Consider the following 21,450-nt stretch of genomic DNA (forward strand, 5'->3'; position numbering starts at 1 on the left):
ATTTTTACTTACGGCACCTTCATGATGAAATGAAGCAGAACTCTCCTTTTTCCCTCCATCTTCTCGGGGTCGTGAGTCTTTGCACCATCGCCACCGCAGAAACCGCCCTAGCCGCCCCTCCCACCGCATGCGCAACCGTAAGCGCCAGCGCGGAGGAAGACACACCCAAAGGCCTGATTTACCATGACCTGAGCGTACGCGCCCCCAGCGGCACAACCAGCCTGCATGTTAAAAAACTGGTCTTTACCGGTCAGGCATCCAGCCCGGAAGCCACGCAGGATCTGGCGCAGGCAGCATCCCTGCTGCTGGTTTCCGCCATGACCGGGCACCACAATGCAGCCTGCACCCAGTGGCTTATGGAACAGGGCAGACTGGTGACCAGCAGCCTCCAGTCCGGCGGGCATTATGACCTGACATGGAACAACGCCACGGTTGAACAGGGTGCAGCACACGTCAACGCCACAATGGCGCACTACCAGATTCAGGGTGCCGCCACCCCGCGGACCAGTGCAGCAACCCTGAGCATGAGCGGGTTATCCTTCCACAACGTGCTTAACCAGCAACTGCTGCCCACTGAGGCCCATGCGGCGTTTTCGCTCCCCACATCGGAACTGCCAGCACTTATGAGCGCCATAGGCGGGCGGAGTACTGCAGCCCCCGCTGTGCACGCCACCATAAGCAGCTTTGAAGCATCCGAAGGCACGGTCAAACTTCAGGGGCATGGTCAGGCCACGCTAACAGGGGATGTTGCAGCCACATCCGCCTCCGGACATCTGGAAATTTCCAATCTGGAGGAACTGATAGAAAAAGCCCGCGCTGCACATCAGATGAAACTGGCCGCAGGCCTTGTGCTGGGCAGGCTGGTCAGCCACCGCGCGGGCGAGCAGAATACGTGGGACACCACATGGGAAGGTGGCGTTCTTACAGTTAACGGTTTTCCCCTACCCATCAAATAACCACACCCTCCGTACGGGCTGTTCCGTGCGGAGGGCACTGGGCACTCAACTGGTGGGGTATTCCGTCAGGCCATTTCACGCTCACACAGGTTAGCAAGTTCACGCAGCACCTTACGGGCAAGGTCAATCCGCTGCACGTTGGTCAATTCCCGCACAACAGCCATTTTATGGTCTGGCCGCAGACGGACCACCCCATCTTTCCAGCGGCCCATCCACTGCACAAGGCCACCGGGGTTGGCAAAGCTGTTGTTGCGGAACTGGAGCACCATACCCTTGGGGCCAGCCTCCACCCGCTCCACGCCCGTCTGCCTGCAAAGTCTTTTAAGATCAACAATATCGAGCAGGTTTTTAACTTCCTCGGGAACCGTGCCAAAACGGTCCACCAGTTCTGCCTCCATAGCCTCCAGCTCAGCATCAGACGCCAGAGCACTGATTCTACGGTAAAGTCCCAGACGCACTGGCAGGTCAGGCACATATGCATCGGGGATAAGGACGGGCAGCCCCATAACAATATTGGGGGTCCAGTCCCGGTCGTTTTCCGTACTCCGCCCCTTGTCGCTACGCAGGTCGGCTACGGCGTCTTCCAGCATCTGCTGGTACAACTCAATGCCCACCTCACGCACATGGCCGGACTGCTGGTCCCCCAGCAGGTTGCCCGCACCACGCAGGTCCAGATCGTGCGAGGCCAGCGTAAAGCCAGCACCCAGTGTGTCGAGCGTCTGCATGACCTCAAGCCGCTTTTCCGCCGAAGCGGACAATGTGTGTGTCTGCGGCCATGTGAGGTACGCGTAGCCACGCTGCTTGCCACGCCCCACACGCCCACGGAGCTGGTAAAGCTGGCCAAGGCCAAACATATCGGCCCGGTGGATGATCAACGTGTTAACCGCAGGCATATCCAGCCCGCTTTCCACAATATTGGTGGAGAGCAGGATGTCGTATTGCCCATCGGAGAACTCGGTCATCACCCGTTCCAGCTCCGTGGGGGACAGGCGGCCGTGGGCCTGTACCAGCCGGGCATCGGGTACAATGCTGCTCAGGCGTTCAGCCAGCTGGTCCAGGTCTTCAATTCTGGGGGCTACGCAAAAAATCTGCCCGCCGCGGAAGCGCTCACGCTGAATGGCCTCGCGGATTACCACGCTGTCAAACGGCATAATGAAGGTCCGCACGGCAAGGCGGTCCGTAGGCGGCGTTGCAATAAGGCTCATCTCCCGCACACCGGAGAGCGAGAGCTGGAGTGTGCGGGGCAAAGGTGTGGCGGAGAGGGTGAGCACATGCACATCCTCACGCAGGGCCTTCAGCTTTTCCTTATGCGAGACGCCAAAGTGCTGCTCTTCATCAATAATCAGCAGTTCGAGGGCTGCGAACTTGATTGTCTTGGCCAGCAGAGCATGGGTGCCGATCACCACATTCACGCTACCATCGGCCAGCCCCTTGCGGACCTCCGTGGCTTCCTTGCCTGTTACCATGCGTGAAAGCTGGGCCACCTTGATGGGGAAGCCCTCAAAACGCGCGGCAAAAGTACGGTAGTGCTGGCGGGCCAGCAGGGTGGTGGGCACAACCACGGCCACCTGCCCGCCGGACATGGCGGCAACAAACGCAGCCCGCAGGGCAACCTCAGTTTTGCCAAAGCCCACATCCCCACACACCAGCCGGTCCATGGGGCGGCCGGAGGACATATCCTCCAGCACATCGGTAATGGCACGGGACTGGTCCTCTGTTTCCACAAAGGGGAAGCGGGCACAGAACTCGTCCCACATTCCTTCGGGCGGGAGCAGTTCAGGCGCCTCCTTGAGCGCTCGGGCCGCTGCGGTGCGAATAAGCTCACCCGCCATATCGCGGATGCGGCTTTTCATCTGCGATTTGCGGTTCTGCCAGGCGACCCCGCCCAGACGGTCGAGCGATACCCCGGCCTGATCCGAGCCAAACCGGCTGAGCAGTTCAATATTTTCTACCGGCAGGTAGAGCTTTTCCCCACCATCGTACAACAGGCGCAGGCAGTCATGCGGGGCCACGCCTACGCTCACTGTTTCCAGCCCGTCATACCGGCCTATGCCGTAGTCCTGATGAACAATCAGATCCCCCGCAGACAGTTCACTGGCCTCGGCAATCAGTTCATCTGCGCGGCGGCGGCGGCGTGGTGGGCGGCCTATGCGCTCGCCCAGCAGGTCCTGCTCGGATACAAACGCCACATCCTCGGCCACAAACCCACGTTCCAACCCAAGGGTCAGCAGCCCTACGGGGCCAGCCTTGGCCTTGCTCGCCTGCTCCCATGTCTCAAACGTATCTGTCGCCACACCGTGTTCACGCAGCAGCACGCCAATCCGCTCGCGCGAGCCTTTGCTCCATGCGGCCACATAGGTCCGGCGTTTAACCTGCGCCCATTCCCGCACCTGCTCGCCCAGCAGGGTAAACACCTGCTCGCGCTGCGCACCCGGCACGATCTTGGAGAACATTTTTCCCGGTCTGCCGCCCACATCCATGCCCTCCGCACCATCAGGCTGCGCATAGGGGCTGAATGCCACGGCAGGCAGGCGGGCAATGGAGGCTTCCCACCCTTTAAGGTCCATGTAGAGCAGGTGTGGTGGTAACGGGCGGTAAGGTGTTTCCCCCTCCCGCACCGGCATTTTGCGGGCTTGATAATGGTCGGCAATCATATCCAGCCGGGCGGCCAGAACGTCTTCCACCTGATAATCGAGCGAGAGTGCGGCACCGGGTAGGTAGTCGAACAGGGTTTCCATCTGCTCATGGAACAGAGGCAGCCAATGTTCGATTCCGGGGTAGCGCCGTCCGTCGGAAATATGTTCGTACAGGGGGTCGGACGCCGCGGCGGGGCCAAACGCATCCCGCCAGCCGGTGCGGAACAGGGAAATACTGGCCGCATCGAGCGAAAATTCCGAAACCGGGCAGAGCACCAACCCGTCCCGCTTGTCGGTCGAGCGCTGGGTGCCGGGGTCGAAGGCGCGGATGTTCTCCACCTCATCCCCAAACAGATCAAGGCGTACAGGCTCGGGCGCACCTGCGGGGTACAGGTCAAAAATACCGCCGCGTGTTGCAAATTCCCCTGCCTCCATCACCGTATCGGTACGGGTGTAGCCATTGGCGATCAGCAGTTCGATCAGCAGGGACTGGTCAAGGCTTTCCCCCGTGCGGATAGTGAGAGACTGCCCCTTGAAGGTCTTGCGCGGAGCCACGCGCTGGATTGCGCCGTTAACCGTGGTCAGCACAAGGCGCGGCTTACCCCCCGAGGGTTCGAGCAGGCGGGTCAGTGTGGCCACCCGTTCGGCCACGATTGTCGGGTTGGGCGAAACCCGGTCGTATGGCAGGCAGTCCCATGCGGGAAAACGCAGCACGTCCACATCGGCCGCAACAAAAGCCAGCGTTTCGGCCAGCCGCGCCATGGAGGCATCGTTGCGGGCTATGTGCAGCAAAGGCCCCTTATGCTCACGCGCGCGCCGGGCAAGCAAAAGGGCATCGTACCCCTCCGGCACGCCCCAAATAGTGGCAATCCGACGGTCTGGTGCTGCACCTGTGTTTGCTGTCATAGGCCCTGTTTCTCTTGTCCTGCCTGCTCTTCCCTTACGGAAAGAAAATTTTATTTTCCGCACCTTGCGCGGCATGCCTCAACCATGCGCCGCAACATGGGGGTTGCTTTTTCCTCCGGCAAGGGCAGACGGCCAAACAGCCAGTCGGTCAGGTCGGGGTCGGGCATTTCGAGTATGGATTCCATGTCCGCCAGTTCTGCGGCGTTCAGGCTATCCGCTGTATCCTCCACAAAACCACCGATCAGAATATCGGTCTCAAACGTGCCGCGATGGTTGGCACGGAACTTGAGCCGCCGACGGCGGGCCGCCAGAGGTTCTTCCTCCCCGGCAGGTGCATTGGAGGGAAGCGTGTGCGAAGACGTTGTAAAATTGTGTTGCATGGCGTTGCTGTCCTATACCGGGGCTGTTCCTGTCTGTCAGCCTGCAAACAGAGGCCTGTATACCGTCCGTGTCCAGCCCCCCATCCTTCACATCCGCTTCGGTTCCGCAATGGGCAAACGTGCCTGCCCTGCAGGCCCTGACCGCCCCGCTCGACAGCCTGAGCGGCGTTAATGTCGCCCGCTCGCGGCTTTTGGCCAGAATTGCCGGTGGGTCCCGGGTCACGGACCTGCTGTTCTGCCTGCCCGAAAGTGTAACGGACAGGCGGCTGCGCCCATCTGTGGCACAACTCAGGGCTGACACAATTGCAACAGTTTGCGGCACGGTGCAGGACCTGCGCGCCCCTGCCCCGCGCACACGCCAACCGTGGCGGGCCACACTCTCGGACGGGACCGGGCTGCTGGAAATTGCTTTTTTCTCCCCATGGCAGGCCAAACAGGCCACCACCGGAGCGGAGATTGCCGTATCGGGCAAAATCGAACGGTTTGGTGAGCGGCTGTGCATGACCTCGCCCGACTACCTGCTTCCCGCCCGCCAGATTGAGCGCATCCCCCTGCTGGACCCGGTCTGGCCGCTGACTGCGGGCCTGTTTGCCGGGCAGGTCCGCCAAGCCATGACCACAGCGCTGGCCCTGCTCCCTCCGGACCTGCCCGAATGGCATGACCCAGCCCTGATTGCACAAAAAAACTGGCCCGATTTTGTCACCGCTCTCACATGGATGCACAGGCCAGACAGTATTCCCGACAGCCACATAGGCACCAACTGGCAGGCAGAACGCTCCCGCGCACAGACCCGTCTGGCCTGTGACGAACTCCTGGCCGACCAGCTTGCCATGCGTATTGCCCAGCAGGCCATCCGTAGCCGCCCCGGCCGTAGCATGCAGGGCAATGGGCACCTGCAACAACAGGCTCTTGCCGCCTTTGGGCACCCGCTCACACACGGGCAGGCGCATGTGCTGCGCCAGATAGAGGCCGATATGGCCGCCCCCCACCGCATGAGCAGGCTCCTGCAAGGTGATGTGGGGGCAGGCAAAACACTGGTTGCCCTGCTGGCCATGCTCCGGGCGGTGGAGGCTGGCGCGCAGGCCGCCATTATGGCCCCGACCGAAATTCTGGCCCGCCAGCATGCTGCAACTTTTACGCGCCTGTCCCCCGTGCCGGTTGCGTTTTTATGCAGTTCGGTCAAAGGCAAGGCCCGCAAGCAGGCTCTGGCAGATATGGCGGACGGCACAGCCAAGCTGGTGGTCGGCACCCATGCGCTGGTGCAGGAGAGCGTAAAATTTGCAGACCTCGGGCTGGCCGTAGTGGATGAGCAGCACCGCTTTGGCGTGGACCAGCGCCTGACACTGGTAGAAAAAGGCCACAAGGCGGATATGCTGGTCATGACCGCAACCCCCATACCGCGCACCCTGCTGCTCACCCAGTTTGGGGATATGCAGGTCAGCCGTCTGGAGGGCAAACCATCTGGCCGCAAGCCTATCCGCACCTCCCTGCACAGCCTGAGCACCATGGACGATGTGCTTGACGGCATTAGCCGCGCCCTTGATGCCGGGGCACAGATATTCTGGGTCTGCCCGCTTGTGTCCGAGAGCGAAGCGCTCGACATTGCGGCAGCCGAAGCCCGGCAGGCCGCTCTGATCGACCGGTTTGGTGATCTGGTGGGCATCGCCCACGGGCGGCAGGACACAAACACGCGCGAACAGGCCCTGCAGGATTTTGCCAACGGCCGCACCCGTATTCTGGTCGCCACAACCGTAATCGAAGTCGGGGTGGATGTGCCCAGTGCAACCATCATGGTCATTGAGCATGCCGAACGCTTTGGCCTTGCCCAGCTCCACCAGTTGCGCGGGCGCGTGGGCCGGGGGGCCAAGGCCTCTTACTGCCTGATGCTGCATGATGCCGGACTGGGGCAGACAGCCCGCCGCCGACTAGCCTGCCTGCGCGAGACGGAAGATGGTTTTTTGATCGCGGATGAGGACTTTCGCCTACGCGGCGGGGGGGAAGCGACAGGCCGCAGGCAGTCGGGCCTACCCGAATACCGCATGGCCCCGGAAATTCTGGTTGACCTGCTGCTCGACACCGCCCACGCCGAAGCCCAGCGTATTCTGCCCGACACAGGGGCCAGACCAACCGGCACCTATCGGCTCCCGGCCTCGGCCCGTGTGCTGCTTACCCTTTTTGGCAAGGCGGATGCCTCCCGCATTTTTAGCGGCGGTTAAGGCGCACCCACCACGCGGGCAAGCGGTGCGCCACCGCTGGCATCACACGCCTGTGGTGGCCTCCAGCCATGCCCGGACCTGCCCTTCCGGGTCCGCGTGCTGGGTAAAGGCGGATACGGCCGAAACGCAATCCGCCCCGGCGGCAAGGCACAGCGGCGCACGCTCCAGCGTTATGCCGCCAATGGCAACCAGTGGCATGGTGCCGATACGCTGCTTCCACTCATGCAGTTTGTCCACACCTTGCGGGCCGAACGCCATTTTTTTGAGCCGGGTTTCCCATATCGGCCCCAGCGCCACATAGTCGGGGGTCAGGCCCAGAGCACGCTCCAGTTCCTCCGGGCAATGCGTGCTTATGCCCACGCGCAGGCCTGCTTTGCGAATAGCCGGCATGTCTGCCGTATCCAGATCTTCCTGCCCCAGATGGATGTAGGAAATTCCCTCCTCCAGCGCGAGCTGCCAAAAGTCGTTCAGCACCAGACAAACGTCATGCTCTGCCGCGTATGTGCGCGCCAGACGAACCTGTGCGCGCAGTTCCTCCTCCGGCAGGTCCTTGAGCCGTAGCTGAATAAAACGCGCACCCGCAGCGCCAAGGCGCTTGACCCACTGGGCGTGATCCACAACCGGGTAGAACTTCTGTGGTAGTGCGCTCATCCCAAAAATGCCTTTCCTGCAACGGGGGTGGATGGGGCAGCCATATCGCGCGCTTCCATCGGGTCGGCCATACGTGCCAGCATACCGGCCTGCACAGCCAGACCAAAAGCCTGCGCCATGCGCACAGGGTCCCCCGCCTTGGCTACGGCAGTGTTGATCAGCACGGCATCATACCCCAGTTCCAACGCCTGAGCGGCGTGGGAGGGCACACCAATACCTGCATCCACCACCAGCGGCACGGAGGGAAAATGTGCCCGCATGGCCCGCAGGCCAAACAGGTTGTTCAACCCCTTGCCCGAGCCTATGGGCGCCCCCCACGGCATAAGCACCTCGCACCCTGCGGCTAGCAGACGCTCGGCCACCACAAGGTCTTCCGTGGTGTAGGGGAAAACCTTAAAGCCTTCCTCGTTCAAAATCCGTGCGGCTTCCACCAGCCCGAACACGTCGGGCTGGAGTGTATCGGCCTCACCGATCACCTCAAGCTTGATCCAGTCCGTGCCAAACACCTCGCGCGCCATGTGCGCGGTTGTTACGGCCTCCTTGACCGTGTGGCACCCTGCCGTGTTGGGCAGAACGGGCACACCCAGCTCATGCACCAAAGACCAGAACGCCTGCCCGGCCCGCTCCCCCGCGGACTCGCGGCGCAGGGATACGGTCAACACCCCCGGACGCGCGGCCAGAACGGCATCGCGCAGGATTTCGGGGGATGGGTACTGCGCTGTGCCCAGCATAAGGGCGGAGGAGAGTGCCTGCCCGTAAAATAACGCCGTCATGCTTTTTACCCCCCCTGCATGGGGGCGACAATTTCCACCCGCGCACCGGCTGCGAGTGCTGCACGCTCGCGCTCGGTTTTTGGCACAAACTGCCCATTCAGCGCGGTGGCAATCCGTGCACCGGCGTATCCCAGCTCATCAATTAACCCTGCCAGGGTTGTGGCGGACACGTCCTGTGCCTCGTCATTGACGGTTATTTTCATCGGGCATTACTCCTTGGGGTTTAGGACCCAAAAACCAGATCTGCGGCCTCCCGTGCCCGAGCGGGGGAGAGCAGAAAACCATGGCGGTACATGCCATTAACATAAATATGCTGCCCCTGCCGCACCACACGGGGCATGTTATCGGGGTAGGATGGGCGCAGGCCTGTTCCCATTTCCAGAATTTCCGCTTCGGCAAAGCCGGGGTGCAGGGTCCATGCGGAATTGAGCAGCTCCATCATGGAGCGTACGGTCATGCCGCCTGCATTCTCACTTTCCACCATGGTCGCACCGACCATGAACACATGGTTATCACGCGGCACAATGTAAACCGGAATACGTGGGTGCAGCATGCGCACGGGGCGGTGCAGAATAACATCCGGGCAATGGAGCAGCAGCATTTCGCCACGAACACCGCGCAGGTGGTCGAGTTGATCCCTTACCCTCAGGCCCGTGCAGTCCACCACCCAGTCAAACCCGGCCTCATCCGGGGCTGGCTCGGGAGCCACCAGAACCTGCCCCCCCATCTGCTCCAGCGCATGGGCCAGTGCAGGCAGAGCCTTGCGTGGGTCCACATGCCCTTCATCCGCAAAAAACAGGCCTTTTTGAAAACGCCCGGCAAGGTCCGGCTCCAACCGTGCAATGTCAGCCTCACCCACGGTTTCGTAGTGCGAAGTACGCCGCCCGAAGCGGGCCAGTTCACCCACATCACGCGCGGGGGCCAGCACCAGACTGCCCTGCCGCACAACACCGGGAACATGGGTTGCCCACCAGTCCACCGAATCGACCGACTGGGCAGTAACTTCCGCCGGGGCCGATTCCGCCTCACACCATGGGGCCAGCATGCCGCCCGCCATCCACGATGCACCAGCCCCGACCCGCTCCGCGCAGTCATACAGGGTTACAACCCCGCCACGCTCCGCGAGTGTTACGGCGGCGGTCAGCCCCGCCACACCAGCACCTTTTACCAGAATGCGCGGTTTGCCGTTCATAAGCCCTGCTTTCCACTTCCTGACTGATATGCGCGCCTTAATGCGATACCTGCGTGTTATAACATACTCGGCGTAACTTTTAGCGCACCGCTCCAGCGTCTGCCATTCACAAAAAACGAACCAGCAGCACCATAAGCAGACAACACTCCGTAACCGCCGTTACAATCCAGCGCACACCCATATAACCCGGCGGCACCCAGCCGCGCCGCCATGCCGCGCGCTCGGCCACGGCAACAAGCGCGAATGCAACTATCAACACGGCAATCCCGCCCAATGGTTGCCACATAAACCCCGTGCAGGCTGCAACCCAGCCCAGCAGGGCGGGCACAACACCCACCAGCAGACGCACATGGTCCGTGCGTGCAGCAGATGCCACAATAATGGTGCGTTCCATCTCCAGCGCCTGCCCCCAGTGCACCGCACCAATAAAGGAAAGGGAGATGGCCCCGTAAAACAGCTCGGCCATGAGCAGGTTGGGCACGGGAATGCGGGAATCGTAAAACACTATGGCGCATGTGCATAAGACATAGGGCACAACCCCTGCCAGCATCAGAACCACACCCAGAAACGGAAGCTTCTTCATAGGGGAACAGACACCCTTTTCTCTGTATTTTCTTGTTCTCAGTGTTGACAGAAAAGCCCAAGACGCTGCCACTAGCAACCGCGTGGGGAAAAGCTCCATGCAGGTTGCGTCATAGATCAAGAATAAGAAACGACGGCACCGGCCCCAGCCAGTGCCACTGACAAGCAGGAACAAACACCATGAGCGCCATTGTTGACATTATCGCCCGTGAAATTCTGGATAGCCGTGGCAACCCCACCGTGGAAGTGGACGTGGAACTGGCATCCGGTGCCAAAGGCCGCGCGGCTGTTCCCTCTGGCGCGTCAACCGGCGCACATGAAGCCGTGGAACTGCGCGATGGTGATGCACGGCGCTATGGTGGCAAAGGCGTGCTCCGCGCCATTGAAAACATTGAGAGCGAAATCCTGCCCACCTTGCAGGGTGCAGAATCCTCTGACCAGATCGACATCGACAACGCCATGATTGATCTGGATGGCACACCCAACAAAAGCCGCATGGGGGCCAACGCCATTCTGGGTGTCTCACTCGCTGTGGCCAAGGCAACGGCGGCAGAGCAGGAAGTGCCCCTGTACCGCTATGTTGGCGGGTCTTTTGCCCACATCCTGCCTGTTCCCATGATGAACATTGTCAACGGTGGCCAGCACGCGGACAACCCGATCGACATTCAGGAATTCATGATCCAGCCCGTGGGTGCGCCAACCGTTGCGGACGCCATTCGCTGGGGGTCTGAAATTTTTGCCCAGCTCAAAAAAGCGCTGAGCGCTGCGGGCCTGAACACCAATGTCGGTGATGAAGGTGGCTTTGCCCCGGCCCTTAAATCTGCTGATGAAGCACTGGGCTTTATTACCCGCGCCGTGGAAGCCGCAGGCTACCGCCCCGGGCAGGACGTAACCTTTGCACTGGACTGCGCCAGCACGGAATTCTTCAAAAACGGCCAGTACGTCATGGAAGGTGAAGGCAAGAGCCTCGATTCCGCAGGCATGGCCGCTTATCTGGAAGATCTGGTCAACCGCTACCCGATTGTTTCCATTGAAGACGGCATGGCCGAAGATGACTGGGAAGGCTGGGCACTGCTGACGCAGACACTGGGCAAAAAAGTGCAGCTCGTCGGCGATGACCTCTTTGTAACCAACCCCGAACGCCTCAGCCGCGGGATCAAGGCTGGCATTGCCAACTCCCTGCTGGTCAAGGTCAACCAGATTGGCACACTGACCGAAACCCTTCAGGCCGTGGAAATGGCCCACCGGGCGGGCTACACCGCCGTTATGAGCCACCGCTCGGGTGAGACGGAAGATTCCACCATTGCCGATCTGGCCGTTGCAACCAACTGCGGGCAGATCAAAACCGGCTCGCTCTCCCGCTCCGACCGGACGGCCAAATACAACCAGCTCATCCGTATTGAGCAGGAACTGGTTACAGCCGCCCAGTATGCAGGCCGTACGATCCTTAAAAACAGCTAAAAACTGTGGCGCGGGTAGCCTGTTCTGCCCCTGTGCCACGCCAGATCAGGCCGGTCCCTTTTGGGGCCGGCTTTTTTTGTATGCAACGCCCTTCCCCATCTGGCGTAACATGGGCTACAGATTACTCTGTATTCATGTCTCTTGGTAACCACGACTCTGGCAAGGAGCTGACCAAAAGTGCAGATTGGCCGTTTCTTTCGCCGCGTTGTACGCGCCGTGGTGCCACCTTTGGCGTTTTTAAGCATTGCCGGTTACTTTGGCTGGAACGCCACACAGGGCGACCACGGCATGCAGGCCTACCAGCAGCAGCTTGGCCTGCTTGAACAGGCCAAACAGGCCCGTACAGATGCGCAGGCCGAACAGAACGCATGGAAGCGCCGCGTCAATGGCCTGCGTGAAAACACGCTGGATACAGATATTCTGGATGAACGCGCCCGTGCCATGCTGAACATGGCCAACCGCAATGATGTGGTTATCCCCTACGACCGGCGCGATCCGCTTTTTTAAGCCGACCCAACATATATCCAAGCCGGGTTAACCGGGCGTGAGCCTGTATGCCCGCATAAAAAAACGGCGCTCGATGGCGCCGTTTTTTTATAAGATACCGATCTGGCCAGAATTACTTAATTTTGGCTTCACGGAATACGACGTGCTTGCGTGCAACCGGGTCGTACTTCTTCAGTTCCATTTTACCCGTGTGAGCGCGGGCATTTTTCTTGGTCACATAGAAGTAACCGGTGTCAGCCGTCGAGACGAGACGGATCTTGATGACGTTGGTCTTGGCCATGACTTCCTCAGCAGAACATATTTACAGAGCCGGTCCATACGGCTCCGGCGGTGTTCAAGTTGCGGCAAAATGCGCATACAAAGGCAAAAGGTCAAGCTTTCTTACATCAATATGGCGCCACGGACGCCAAAAGGAGACGAATTCATGCTGGATGTGGCAACCGCGCGGGCCAGAATTCTGGAAAATCTGCTGCCGTGCGGGCAGGAAACCGTCGCCCTGAGTGCTGCATGCGGCCGTATTCTGGCCCAGGACGTGCATGCACGCAGGGCTAACCCACCGGTCTGTGTGTCTGCAATGGACGGATACGCCGTAAGAGCGGCAGATACCCGGCCCGGCGCTGTATTGCAGATTATAGACGAGGCCCCCGCAGGCAGGCCGTCTGCCCGCACCGTGGCTGCGGGTGAGTGTATCCGGCTGTTTACGGGAAGCCAGATACCAGCCGGGGCAGATGCCATTATTATTCAGGAAAACACCCAGCGAGCAGGCCAGCAGATCACGCTAACGCAGGCTGCCACGGCAGGGCAGTTTATTCGCCGGCAGGGGCAGGATTTTGCCCAAGGTGCCGTGCTGTTGAGCGCAGGCAGCAGACTCGGCCCGCGGGATATAGGCCTGGCAGCCGCTGGCGGGCTGGTCTGGCTACCAGTGTTCCGCCGCCCCCGTGTGGGGATTCTGGCGACGGGGGACGAAATTCTCCTGCCCGGTGATACTGCTCCGCCTGATGGTATTTTCAATTCAGCATCCTTCATGCTGGCAGCCCTGTTGGGGCAGAACGGGGCAGACTCCATTGTGCTGCCCGTTGCGCGTGACAACGCCACATCGCTCTCCAACGCATTTGCTCATACCCGTGATCTGGACATGCTAATCACCATTGGCGGCGCCAGTGTAGGTGCTTACGATCTAGTGCGCCCGACGCTGGAAAAAGCCGGGCTTGTCCAGAACTTCTGGAAAATTGCCATGCGCCCGGGTAAGCCGCTCATGTCTGGCACACTCCACGGCATGCCTGTGCTTGGCCTGCCCGGCAACCCTGTGGCAGCACTGGTTTGCAGTCTGGTGTTTGTGCTGCCAGCCCTGCACAAGCTCATGGGCATTGCCGTGGCCGACACCATGCCAACCCAGACCGCACTCCTGGGTTCAGATGTGCCCGAAAATGACCAACGCCAGGATTTTTTGCGCGCCACACTCCAGACCACGCAGGAAGGCCAGCTTGTTGCCACCCCGTTTGGGCCGCAGGATTCTGCACAGTTGAACATTCTGTCCAAAAGTCAGGCGCTGATTATACGCCCTCCCCACGACCCCGCCCAAAAAGCAGGCACAGCGTGCCAGATTATGCCCCTGCCCTGATTTTAATATTGACAAAAACAAGAACTTACATAGAACAAACCATAAGATTGATGTTCCATTACAAACAGACAGCTCGAGGTGCGACATGCTGACCCGAAAACAGCACAAGCTTCTTCTTTTTATTGATTCGCACCTCAAGCAGACCGGCTTTTCCCCCTCTTTTGACGAAATGCGTGAGGCCATGGGCCTGCGCTCCAAGTCCGGCATCCACCGCCTGATTTCGGGGCTGGAAGAACGCGGCTTTCTGCGCCGCCACCACCACCGCGCCCGCGCGCTGGAAGTCATCCAGCTCCCCGAAATGGAAGAGGAACTGCCAACCAACGTCATCCGTGGCAGTTTTACCCGGCAAAAGCAGGACCCTGTTAAAATCCCGCTTTATGGCCGCATTGCCGCCGGGCTGCCGATTGAAGCACTGGCAGATACGTCCAACTCCCTCTCCATCCCCGCGGACATGCTGGGGTCAGGGGATTATTACGCGCTGGAAGTGGCCGGGGATTCCATGATCGAAGCCGGGATTCTGGATGGCGATCAGGTCATTATCAAAAAATCGGATCAGGCCGAAAACGGGCAGATTATCGTTGCCCTGATTGACGGGCAGGAAGTCACACTCAAACGCCTGCGCCGCAAAGGCAACATGATTGCCCTTGAGCCCGCCAATGCCCGCTACGAAACCCGCATTGTTCCCGCTGAACGGCTGGTTATTCAGGGCCATCTGGCCGGTTTGATCCGCCAGTACTAATCACCAATGGCCACGCCTGATTAGGACGTGGCCTTTGTGCTTTTCCTGCCTGTAAACACTCACATGCCGTTAAGGCCTTGTGCAAACGGCCTCCCACGCCGGGAATGTGGCGGCCGCCTCTGCCACGGAAGCGGGAGAAAGTGCTGGCATATGCCCTACTTCTGCCAGAATACGGACCTTGCCCAGTTGCGCAATGGTGCGGCTATTAGCCGGATTAGGCGGGCCATTCAGCACAACCCCCGCTACGGCTACGCCCCGGTTACGCAATGCCTGTAGGCTAAGCAGTGTATGGTTGAGTGTGCCCAACCCGCTGCGGGCCACCAGCACAACCGGCAGCCCCCATATTGCGGCCAGGTCCAGCATCATCAATTCATCCGTTGCGGGGACCATCACCCCACCAGCACCTTCCACCACCAGCAGCCTGCCATCTTCAACTTCAGGCAACGCAAGCTGGGCGCGGCTTACATGCGCGCCCTCCGCCTCGGCTGCAGCCTGAGGGGAAAGCGAAGCCTGAAACGCCCCAGCGGGGGGCAAACACTCAGCCCCCTGCGCAAGATGGGCAACGGTGATGGTATCTCCTGCCTCATCTGCCAGACCACTTTGCAGGGGTTTCCAGTATATGGCCTGCCAGCGCCGGACCAGACAGGCGGAAACAAGGGTTTTACCCACCCCCGTATCCGTACCCGTAACAAACACCCCCGCAACCGGCGGCTTGCGAAAACAGCCATAGGCCAGTTGCCACGTTATGGCGGCCCCGGAGTGGTCCAGCCTACGCGCAACCCGCCGGAGTGCTGCCGCCCCCATTGGTTTACGCCCGGCCTGCGGAACAGAAGCCCCCGTTGCCTTGAGGTGCCTGACAAACTCCAGACCGGAGCCAAAAGCCTGCACACAGCTCTCGCTCTCCCACAGACCTGCGAACAGCCATGGCGTCCATGCCTGTATCTGCCCGGCCTGCGGGTAATGCGGTGTGGCGGGTTGCACACCTTCGCTCGCACAGGCGGCTTTCCACTCCGCGAATGTCCCGTCCAGCAGGGTAGAAACCGCCAGCACGCCACCCGGCGCCAAAAGCCCGCCCAGCCGCTCCATCACCTGCTCAGGCTGCTCCAGCCATTGCATGACCAGATTACCGCAGACCACATCAAACGGGCCTTCAACCGTGGGGTTGGCGGCGTCCATAAGTTTGAACTCGGTCCGCGGGATGGCGCGACGGCTGGCGCGTTCGAGCATTTGCGGGGCAAAATCGGTTGCGACAATCTGTGCTTCCGGCCAGTTCCGGGCCAACCGTTCAGTCAGCAGGCCGGTGCCACACCCTATTTCCAGAATACGGGTTGGTTTTCTGCCGTCCAGCGCACGGACAAGCCGTGCGGCAAGGCTGTGGGCGGCAAGGCGTTGCACCGTTGCTGCGCTATCATACCCTTCGGCTCGGTCAAAGCTGCGGCGTATCCGCTCCCTGTGCTGCGGGTCTGTCATTGTACGTCCTGTTCCATTGTCCTGCGCACAGCCTGTAGGAACGTCACACAGGCTGACACATCCGTTTGCGGGAGCAGGTGCCCGCCGTCCACCCACTGCACGGCTGCGCACCCGGCAAAACTCTGCTCCGTCATGGCGGGGGTGGCTACCGGGTCCTGCCGGGCAGCCAGAATATCGTATTGACCGGCCTTGGCTGCCAGTGCGGGCCGGGCATCGCCTGCCAGCAGCAGGTCCAGCCCGTCGCGCAGATTAGGCACACATGGCACCACTCTGGAGCCTGATGCGCCACAAAGATTGTAAAAATCGGCCAGAACTTTTTCCGGCGTGTTTGACAGTCCTTTGAGCATGCGCTGCAAAACCCGGGCAGGCACGCCAGAGGCAAAGCTCTCCCGCGCAGCAAAGGCGGCAAAGGCGTTAATCCCCACCAACCGATCCGTGGGGGAGAGCGCCATATGCTCGGCCAGCCACAAAAAACCCAGCGAGTGGCCAATCCCCAGCAATGCCTCCCCCGGCACCTGCACGGCCTGCAATAATTGCGCAGCAAGCATTGGGGATGCGGGGGCTGAACCTTCCAGAAAACCGAGGTCCAGAATCAGCGCATCCGTCCACCCCAGAGCGTCCACCACCGGTGCCCAGAACTCCGGACCAAACCCCCAGCCGTGCACAAATACGGGTTTAACCGGGCTCATGCGCCAAGGCTCCATGCTCCTGCAAAATGCCATTTTGCGCCGCAGCACTGATAATGGCGGCAGCCAGAGCGTGCATCTGCTCCTGCGTATGGTGAGCGTGAAAAACAACCCGCAGGCGGCAACCACCCGGTGGCACCGTTGGCGGGCGAATGGCAACCGCCAGAAAACCAGCCTGCTCAACAGCCTGCGCCAGTGCAAGCGCCGTTTGCTCCGCCCCCACCACAACGGGAACAATCTGGGTCGTGGAAGGGCCAACCTCCAGCCCGGCCTGCCCCATGCGCTGCCTGAAGCCACAGGCAAGCTCCGCCACATGTGTGCGGGCCTCTTCCATATCGGGCAGAAGGTCCAGTGCGGCATCCACCGCCCCAAGCACCATGGCCGAAGGAGCCGTGGAATAAATAAAGCCAGAAGCCGTGTTATCCAGCCAACGGCATACCGCATCGGATGCCGCGACAAAGGCCCCCATTCCGCCCAGCGCCTTGCTGAAAGTTCCAACAACAAGGTCCGCCTGCCCATTGGCAAGCCCCTTGCCCTGCGTGCCCAGAATACCCGTGGCGTGGGCTTCATCCACACACAAAAAAGCATTGTGCCGCTGGGTTATGGCACGGAGCTGGGCCATATCCGCCCGGTCCCCGTCCATGCTGAACACGCTCTCGGTCAGGACAATTTTCAGCCCTGCCCCTGCATCCTGTGCCAGAAGAGCATCCAGATGCGCCATATCGTTATGCCTGAAGCGTTTGGGCGTTACCCCTGAGGCAGCACACCCATGGTAGAGGCTGGCATGGATGAACTTGTCCGCCACAATAACGGCCCGCGCCCCCATAACCTGAGCAGAAAAACGGGCAAGAGCAGGCACCACGGATGCATTGGCCTGCCAGCCGGAGGAAAATATGCGGGCCGCTTCCATGCCTTTAAGCGTAGCCAGCCGCTGCTCCAGCGCCATGGTCTGGGGTGGAGTGCCCGTAACAAGGCGTGAAGCCCCGCTCCCACTCCCTTCTGCCTGCCCCCATGCAATGGCCCGCTCAAGCAGGCGCGGGTGGGTGCGCAGGCCCAGATAATCATTGGACGAAAAATCAACCAGAACAGCACCCGTATCGGGGCGCTGCAAAAGGCCGGAGCCTGCCGCATGCCATTGTTTGCAGGAGCGCATACGCCCCTGCTCCGCAAAACCGGCCAGCCCCTGCTGGAAAAGATTGTCAAACCGCGTCATGACATCTGTGGTGCCGGAGCCAGCCCTCCGGGTCAATCATCTACAGGAACACCACAGCATGTCCGCACCCGCCTCCATGCCCGACTGGTACCAGCAGGGCCTGCCCCATATCTGGCTTCCCTACAGCCAGATGCAAACAGCCTCCCCACCTTTGGCGGCACGGAGCACGCAGGGCAGCCACATCACCCTGACCGATGGACGCGTGCTGGTGGATGGTGTTGCCGCATGGTGGACAGCCTGCCACGGCTATAACCACCCCCATATCCGCCAGGCTGTTACGGAGCAGCTCGGGACCATGCCCCATGTGATGTTTGGTGGCATGGTGCATGAACCCGCCTTGCGCCTTGCCAGCAGATTATGCGCGCTACTGCCCGACGATCTGGAGCGGGTGTTTTTTACCGATTCCGGCTCGGTCGCGGTGGAGGTCGCCATGAAAATGGCTATCCAGTACCGGCTGAACAGGGGCGAACGCCAGCGCACCCGATTACTGGCCTTTCGGGGCGGCTACCACGGGGACACACTGGCCACCATGGCCATATGTGACCCCGAAGAAGGCATGCACCACCTGTACGGCCCCGCATTGACCGAGCACGTTATAGCCCCCCTGCCAGTAGATGCCCCCAGCACGCAGGCTTTTATGGCGCTCCTTGCACGCCATGCGCATGAACTGGCGGGGATTATCATGGAACCACTGGTGCAGGGGGCCGGGGGCATGCTTTTCCATGCGCCAGAAGTCCTGCGCACAGTCCGCAAGGCAGCGGACCGCTATGACGTACTGCTGATTCTGGACGAAATTTTTACAGGGTTTGGCCGTACCGGCACCCTGTTTGCCTGCGAGCAGGCCGGCATTACGCCAGACATCATCACCCTGTCCAAAGCCCTTACGGGCGGCACCATGGCCCTGGCCGCGACCGTTGCACGGCGGCATGTGTTTGAGGCATTCCTGTCCGATAACCCCGAGCATGCCCTGATGCATGGCCCCACCTTTATGGCCAACCCGCTGGCCTGCGCCTGCGCCAATGCGGCCCTAGACCTGTTTGAAACAGAACCACGGCTGGAACAGGTTGCCACGATCAATGCGATCATGACCGAAGCACTGGAACCATGCCGCACGCTCCCCGGTGTGCGGGACGTGCGCACACTTGGTGCCATTGGCGTTGTGGAGCTGGAAACACTGGGCAACCCGGACAGGCTGCGCCAGAAGCTGATCGCACACGGCGCGTGGATACGGCCTTTCAGGAATATTGTGTACCTGACCCCGGCCTTTACCATAACCGAGGCAGACCTGCGGTTCCTGTGCCGCACAATCCATACCGTGCTGGCAGGATAAGCCCGGCTTATACGCCGGGCAGGAAGGGGCACGCTCAGGCGGTCGGGTTATTCATCCATGCGCGGGCGGCCTCTTCATCCGTCTCGCGCGCATCGACCCAGATAGTACGGCCATCGTCATATTCTTCGCGCTTCCAGAATGGTGCGCCGGTTTTTAGCCTGTCGATCAAAAAGGAGGTGGCCGTAAGTGCCGCACCCCGGTGCGCAGCCCCGGCCCCAACAAAAACAATGCCCGCCCCTACCTCCAGCCGCCCTACGCGGTGAATTACGGTGCAGCCTGTCAGGTCAAACCGTGCCTGTGCTTCCTGCGCCAGCGCATGCAGGGTTGCTTCGGTCATGCCCGGATAGTGTTCAAGCGTCATGGCGCGGAGTCCCTGCCCGCCACGCACCTGCCCGACAAACAGCCCCACCCCACCTGTAAGCGGAGAAAGCGCACTCAGGCGCTCAGCCTCCACCCCTACGTCAAACGGAGCGGCCTGCACCGCAACATGCACCACCATGGCCCGCTCAGCCCCCCGTCATGGGTGGGAAAAAGGCAACTTCATCCCCCGGCGTAACCAGTTGCTCAAATGTGCTGAGTGTTCTGTTCACGGCAACGCGCAGTTTGGGCTGGTCCGCCAATGCCTGTGCAATGGTGGGGTTTGCCCCTTCAATCTGGGTACGCAGGGCGGCAACCGTGACCCCGGATGCGGGTATGGTCACGCTCAGGCTTTCCTGACCGATCTGCTCACGAAGTGCTGCAAAAAACAAAACTGTTACCCGGTCTGCCATAATCCGCCTTACCAACCTTTTACCTTACCAGCAGGTCCTGCGCACCGCTTGCGCTGCGGAACCTGCCTGACATCAATGCACAGGCAGCCTCAGGCGGCTGGGTGTGCCAATGGTGCTGATGGAACCATCCGAATGAACAAGGGTTGTTGTGCCATCCCCATTGGGAATTTCAATAGGTGCAGGCACGGGCTTGCCTGCGTTTGCGGGTTGCGCACTGGTGTGTCCCAGTTCTGGCGCAGCGTACCGGGTCGGGCTGACAACCCCTTTGTGGATGCTCTCCTGCTCGCCCAGACTGATTTCCTGCCCATCTGGCAGTTGTGGGCCTGTAGCTGGCAGTTCTGCGCCTTGCTGGCTGCTCATGCGGCCTTTGGCGACATCTTCCAGCGTTGGCAGCGGGTCTGGCGGGCCGGGCCATATATTGCCCCCCTGAGGCAGAATAGGCACTTCCTTGGTAGCCTGCCCCTGCACACGCCGCATGTTCAGGTCCGAACCAGCCGGGGCATTGGGGTTTTCCCCGGGTAGGGAGATGGTGTCGGACATGACTTTTTCAAAGCCAGCACATCCGCTCATCATCACGCACACTCCAAGAAGAGCGGCTTTTCGCATACCCAGACTCCGCATTCCGCCAGTATTGTCTGCCATAGGACCAATGCTGCCCATTCTGGCGCAAAGGCTACTACAGATCGACGTGCTGCAAACCCTTGGTCAGATAATCCCAGCCGGTAATCATTGTGAGCACACCGGCAATCCAGAGCAGTATCGCGCCAATCAGGGCAACAGGTAGCCAGGGGATACCCAGCAGCGCGCCCGTTCCATCCCCCGCCAGCAAAAAGCCTATGGCGGTCATCTGGAATCCGGTTTTCCATTTTGCCAGCCGGGTTACGGGCAGGCTGGCGCGCCGCTCGGCCAGATACTCACGCATGCCAGATACCAGAATTTCGCGGCACAGAATGATAATGGCAGGCCACAGGCTAAGGTATGGCAGGCGCAAAAAGCCCGCCAGCACCATAAGGCAGGCCCCTACCAGCAGTTTGTCCGCTATGGAATCAAACATACGCCCGAAATCGGATAGCTGATGCCGCGAGCGCGCCAGCTTGCCATCAAAATAATCGGTAATACCGGCCAGTATGAACAGCAGACAGGCCAACGCATCTGCCTGCGGCGTTCCCCATGCGGCAAATCCAACCACGATGGGAATGGCCACAATGCGCGAAAGTGTCAGGACGTTGGGCAGGTCTGTCAGCATTGCGGTGCATGCTAGCGCATTTTCCACCAAACTGGAATGGTTTGACCTATCGCAAAGTCGTCACCCATCCACAATTTGGTTGCAGGGCTGCCATCGGCACGCAAAAAAGTGCTTA

Annotated in this window: 22 protein-coding genes; 7 read left to right on the plus strand and 15 right to left on the minus strand. The window is 60.6% G+C overall.

Annotated features, from left to right (window positions below; genetic code table 11):
* Positions 1-29 precede the first annotated feature (29 nt).
* Positions 30-956: a hypothetical protein gene (locus GOB83_RS00740; RefSeq protein WP_194301229.1), complete on the plus strand. Its 927-nt coding sequence runs from the start codon at positions 30-32 to the stop codon at positions 954-956.
* 65 nt (positions 957-1,021) lie between these two features.
* Here GOB83_RS00740 and mfd read toward each other — a convergent pair whose 3' ends face one another.
* Together mfd and GOB83_RS00750 are read right to left on the minus strand one after the other, a co-directional pair.
* The gene (gene mfd / locus GOB83_RS00745; protein ID WP_165924965.1) at positions 1,022-4,498 is read right to left on the minus strand and encodes a transcription-repair coupling factor; all 3,477 of its coding nucleotides are present in this window, start codon (positions 4,496-4,498) and stop codon (positions 1,022-1,024) included.
* A 50-nt stretch (positions 4,499-4,548) separates the two neighbouring features.
* Positions 4,549-4,878, minus strand: coding sequence for an FAD assembly factor SdhE (locus GOB83_RS00750; RefSeq protein WP_086645878.1), 330 nt, complete (start codon positions 4,876-4,878; stop codon positions 4,549-4,551).
* Positions 4,879-4,946: 68 nt separating this feature from the next.
* Between GOB83_RS00750 and recG the strand changes: the two genes are divergently transcribed.
* Entirely contained in the window at positions 4,947-7,094 is a 2,148-nt protein-coding gene (recG, locus tag GOB83_RS00755) for an ATP-dependent DNA helicase RecG (protein ID WP_165924966.1), read from the plus strand.
* 42 nt (positions 7,095-7,136) lie between these two features.
* Here recG and GOB83_RS00760 read toward each other — a convergent pair whose 3' ends face one another.
* The 5 genes from GOB83_RS00760 to GOB83_RS00780 all read right to left on the minus strand — a co-directional run bounded on the left by GOB83_RS00760 (position 7,137) and on the right by GOB83_RS00780 (position 10,293).
* Positions 7,137-7,745: a thiamine phosphate synthase gene (locus GOB83_RS00760; protein ID WP_165924967.1), complete on the minus strand. Its 609-nt coding sequence runs from the start codon at positions 7,743-7,745 to the stop codon at positions 7,137-7,139.
* The gene (locus tag GOB83_RS00765; RefSeq protein ID WP_165924968.1) at positions 7,742-8,518 is read right to left on the minus strand and encodes a thiazole synthase; all 777 of its coding nucleotides are present in this window, start codon (positions 8,516-8,518) and stop codon (positions 7,742-7,744) included. The genes GOB83_RS00760 and GOB83_RS00765 overlap by 4 nt, the downstream gene beginning before the upstream one ends.
* A 5-nt stretch (positions 8,519-8,523) precedes the next feature.
* Positions 8,524-8,721 carry a sulfur carrier protein ThiS gene (gene thiS / locus GOB83_RS00770; RefSeq protein WP_086645874.1) on the minus strand — a complete coding sequence of 66 codons (198 nt, stop codon included), beginning with the start codon at positions 8,719-8,721 and terminating at the stop codon, positions 8,524-8,526.
* 20 nt (positions 8,722-8,741) lie between these two features.
* Positions 8,742-9,710, minus strand: a complete 969-nt coding sequence (thiO, locus tag GOB83_RS00775; RefSeq protein ID WP_086645873.1) for a glycine oxidase ThiO — start codon at positions 9,708-9,710, stop codon at positions 8,742-8,744.
* A 106-nt stretch (positions 9,711-9,816) separates the two neighbouring features.
* A complete protein-coding gene (locus tag GOB83_RS00780) occupies positions 9,817-10,293 on the minus strand; it encodes a DUF3429 domain-containing protein (protein ID WP_095348902.1) in 477 nt (158 codons plus the stop codon).
* 179 nt (positions 10,294-10,472) lie between these two features.
* On the opposite strand from GOB83_RS00780, the gene eno reads away from it, so the two are divergent.
* Positions 10,473-11,753 carry a phosphopyruvate hydratase gene (eno, locus tag GOB83_RS00785; RefSeq protein WP_086645871.1) on the plus strand — a complete coding sequence of 427 codons (1,281 nt, stop codon included), beginning with the start codon at positions 10,473-10,475 and terminating at the stop codon, positions 11,751-11,753.
* A gap of 177 nt (positions 11,754-11,930) precedes the next feature.
* Complete coding sequence (locus GOB83_RS00790) at positions 11,931-12,260, plus strand: FtsB family cell division protein (protein ID WP_086645870.1); 330 nt, start codon at positions 11,931-11,933, stop codon at positions 12,258-12,260.
* Between the two features lie 112 nt (positions 12,261-12,372).
* On the opposite strand, the gene rpmG is transcribed toward GOB83_RS00790, so the two are convergent.
* A complete protein-coding gene (gene rpmG / locus GOB83_RS00795; protein WP_003623017.1) occupies positions 12,373-12,540 on the minus strand; it encodes a 50S ribosomal protein L33 in 168 nt (55 codons plus the stop codon).
* A 69-nt stretch (positions 12,541-12,609) separates the two neighbouring features.
* Here rpmG and GOB83_RS00800 point away from each other — a divergent pair, with 69 nt between their 5' ends.
* Entirely contained in the window at positions 12,610-13,881 is a 1,272-nt protein-coding gene (locus tag GOB83_RS00800; protein WP_194301230.1) for a molybdopterin molybdotransferase MoeA, read from the plus strand.
* Positions 13,882-13,966: 85 nt separating this feature from the next.
* Entirely contained in the window at positions 13,967-14,620 is a 654-nt protein-coding gene (gene lexA, locus GOB83_RS00805) for a transcriptional repressor LexA (protein ID WP_095348904.1), read from the plus strand.
* 69 nt (positions 14,621-14,689) lie between these two features.
* On the opposite strand, the gene bioD is transcribed toward lexA, so the two are convergent.
* Genes bioD through GOB83_RS00820 form a run of 3 tightly spaced genes read right to left on the minus strand, consistent with a single transcriptional unit; the run spans position 14,690 to position 17,989 of the window.
* Positions 14,690-16,090 (minus strand): dethiobiotin synthase, encoded by a 1,401-nt coding sequence (bioD, locus tag GOB83_RS00810; protein ID WP_165924970.1) that lies wholly within the window; start codon positions 16,088-16,090, stop codon positions 14,690-14,692.
* Entirely contained in the window at positions 16,087-16,779 is a 693-nt protein-coding gene (locus GOB83_RS00815; RefSeq protein WP_165924971.1) for an alpha/beta fold hydrolase, read from the minus strand. Before GOB83_RS00815 ends, bioD begins: the two co-directional genes overlap by 4 nt.
* A complete protein-coding gene (locus GOB83_RS00820) occupies positions 16,766-17,989 on the minus strand; it encodes an aminotransferase class I/II-fold pyridoxal phosphate-dependent enzyme (protein ID WP_165924972.1) in 1,224 nt (407 codons plus the stop codon). Before GOB83_RS00820 ends, GOB83_RS00815 begins: the two co-directional genes overlap by 14 nt.
* Positions 17,990-18,047: 58 nt before the next feature.
* Between GOB83_RS00820 and GOB83_RS00825 the strand changes: the two genes are divergently transcribed.
* Complete coding sequence (locus tag GOB83_RS00825) at positions 18,048-19,319, plus strand: adenosylmethionine--8-amino-7-oxononanoate transaminase (protein ID WP_165924973.1); 1,272 nt, start codon at positions 18,048-18,050, stop codon at positions 19,317-19,319.
* A gap of 34 nt (positions 19,320-19,353) precedes the next feature.
* On the opposite strand, the gene GOB83_RS00830 is transcribed toward GOB83_RS00825, so the two are convergent.
* The 4 genes from GOB83_RS00830 to pgsA form a co-directional block, all read right to left on the minus strand.
* Positions 19,354-19,818, minus strand: a complete 465-nt coding sequence (locus GOB83_RS00830; RefSeq protein WP_165924974.1) for a molybdenum cofactor biosynthesis protein MoaE — start codon at positions 19,816-19,818, stop codon at positions 19,354-19,356.
* Positions 19,819-19,825: 7 nt separating this feature from the next.
* Positions 19,826-20,089, minus strand: a complete 264-nt coding sequence (gene moaD / locus GOB83_RS00835) for a molybdopterin converting factor subunit 1 (RefSeq protein WP_165924975.1) — start codon at positions 20,087-20,089, stop codon at positions 19,826-19,828.
* 72 nt (positions 20,090-20,161) lie between these two features.
* Positions 20,162-20,695, minus strand: coding sequence for a hypothetical protein (locus GOB83_RS00840; RefSeq protein WP_165924976.1), 534 nt, complete (start codon positions 20,693-20,695; stop codon positions 20,162-20,164).
* 70 nt (positions 20,696-20,765) lie between these two features.
* Complete coding sequence (gene pgsA / locus GOB83_RS00845) at positions 20,766-21,335, minus strand: CDP-diacylglycerol--glycerol-3-phosphate 3-phosphatidyltransferase (RefSeq protein WP_086645862.1); 570 nt, start codon at positions 21,333-21,335, stop codon at positions 20,766-20,768.
* Positions 21,336-21,450 lie beyond the last annotated feature (115 nt).

It is taken from the genome of Acetobacter fabarum (assembly GCF_011516925.1).
Lineage (GTDB): Bacteria > Pseudomonadota > Alphaproteobacteria > Acetobacterales > Acetobacteraceae > Acetobacter > Acetobacter fabarum.